This window comes from Mesorhizobium sp. M0051, from assembly GCF_040323235.1.
Taxonomy (GTDB): Bacteria; Pseudomonadota; Alphaproteobacteria; order Rhizobiales; family Rhizobiaceae; genus Mesorhizobium.
In genome coordinates this window covers 1-1,375 of record NZ_JAMYUT010000088.1, presented here as the reverse complement: position 1 = coordinate 1,375, position 1,375 = coordinate 1, and the positions used below count along the sequence as shown (strand labels likewise).

Genomic DNA, 1,375 nt, shown 5'->3' with positions numbered 1-1,375 from the left:
GCAAACTTCTTCGTCGCCAGCGGCGAGCCGCCCTCGTTCGTGAGGCGTATATAGTCGCCACCAACGAGAACTGTCAACAGCGATCAGCGATGTTTTTTCGATTTCTCGTGGAGTTATCCACGGGGCCGAAATTCGTGAGCTGGCCTGGCTGAATTGTGAGCGGTGTTCTGCCGCCGACCATTCCTGTGATGCGCCCCGAGGTCTCGGCGCTGAACGTACATCATCGGCTTGAAATACAACTGTTGCGCCTCGGCGGCCGCAAAGCAATTCCCTACCGGAGCGTCATTTAGAGCCGGTCCTCGAGCAATTCCGGCGTGATGTTCCGGCCAGCGTAAAAGATGCCCAGGATCAGCACCCGCTCGCCCTCGGCGGCAAAGGCAATGCTGACGGCACGCCGGCAACCGACAATCCGAAGCCCAGGCATGGGCTCGCCCCACTCGGTGTCCCGCTGTGGAAAAGTCGCCAGACCGAGACAATGGTCGCGGATACCCCACAACAGAATTCCAGGCGATCGCAGGTTAAGCACTTTCGGCTATGTCGTCATAGCTGTTCCAGCTCGGCTTCCGCTCTGGGATGGAAGACAATCCGATATTCCACCCCTACCTGGCCTTCGCCTGCTTCGCGCGACGTCGCGCCTCCAGCGGGGAGAAGACCGTTTCGGCAGGGATGCCTTTCGCCGGATCTCGCTGAAGCTCGGCCAGCCGCGCCGGTATGTCTTCGCCCAGCCATCTCTCCCGCTCCGCCTCGAAATCCTCAAGCATGCGCAGGCCCGCGCGGACAACCTCGCTGGCATTGTTGTAGCGGCCTGATTCGAGCTGCTTCCTGATGAAGCTCTCGTAGTGGTCATTCAAAGCGTAATTTGGCATTGGCAACCCTCCTGGGCGAATATGGGGGCGCCGGAGAAGGTAGCAATAGATATCAACTGCTAGCTGCCTCGACCGATCCGGTTCACCTTGCCGCGATTCGCCGGCAATAGAATCGCTCTGTCGCTTGATTCGGCATGACCGAAATGCTGCCTCAGCCATGAGGGCTGCACGATCGAGGATCGACGCGCAAGCTGATGCCGGGTGTGATTCTTTTGTGGCAGCCGTGCGCGAGAAGATAGGCGCAAAATCCAACCGGCTAAAATTCGTTTCGTATTTGGTTTCAGGGCTGGTCTTTGAGCCGGCGCCTTCAGTCTATGGCCCGCGGAGGCGAGGCTGCCTTGTCAGCATCGGCATCGCCGACGCGCCAGGCAGCAAGCCCGGAAATAGGACCTCATCTTTTGCCGCGCTATACCGGCCTTCTGCGAGTTGTGTGCGTCAAGTTCTGCAAAAATGGCGTGGCGGTAGCTGTGACGTCGGCGTGTCCGCCGCGCAGCTCCCGTGTTTAGCGG

2 protein-coding genes are annotated in these 1,375 nt (G+C 59.6%); both read right to left on the bottom strand.

Annotated features, from left to right (window positions below; all coding sequences use genetic code 11):
• Window positions 1-286: 286 nt before the first annotated feature.
• Entirely contained in the window at window positions 287-424 is a 138-nt protein-coding gene (locus tag NKJ90_RS33325) for a hypothetical protein (protein ID WP_348626147.1), read from the bottom strand.
• A gap of 175 nt (window positions 425-599) precedes the next feature.
• Window positions 600-866, bottom strand: coding sequence for a type II toxin-antitoxin system ParD family antitoxin (locus tag NKJ90_RS33320; protein ID WP_023757167.1), 267 nt, complete (start codon window positions 864-866; stop codon window positions 600-602).
• Window positions 867-1,375 lie beyond the last annotated feature (509 nt).

What these genes read in the sequence shown, in the direction of transcription:
- NKJ90_RS33320 (WP_023757167.1), bottom strand. Translation starts at nt 866, where the DNA reads ATGCCAAATTACGCTTTGAATGACCACTACGAGAGCTTCATCAGGAAG.
- NKJ90_RS33325 (WP_348626147.1), bottom strand. Translation starts at nt 424, where the DNA reads ATGCCTGGGCTTCGGATTGTCGGTTGCCGGCGTGCCGTCAGCATTGCC.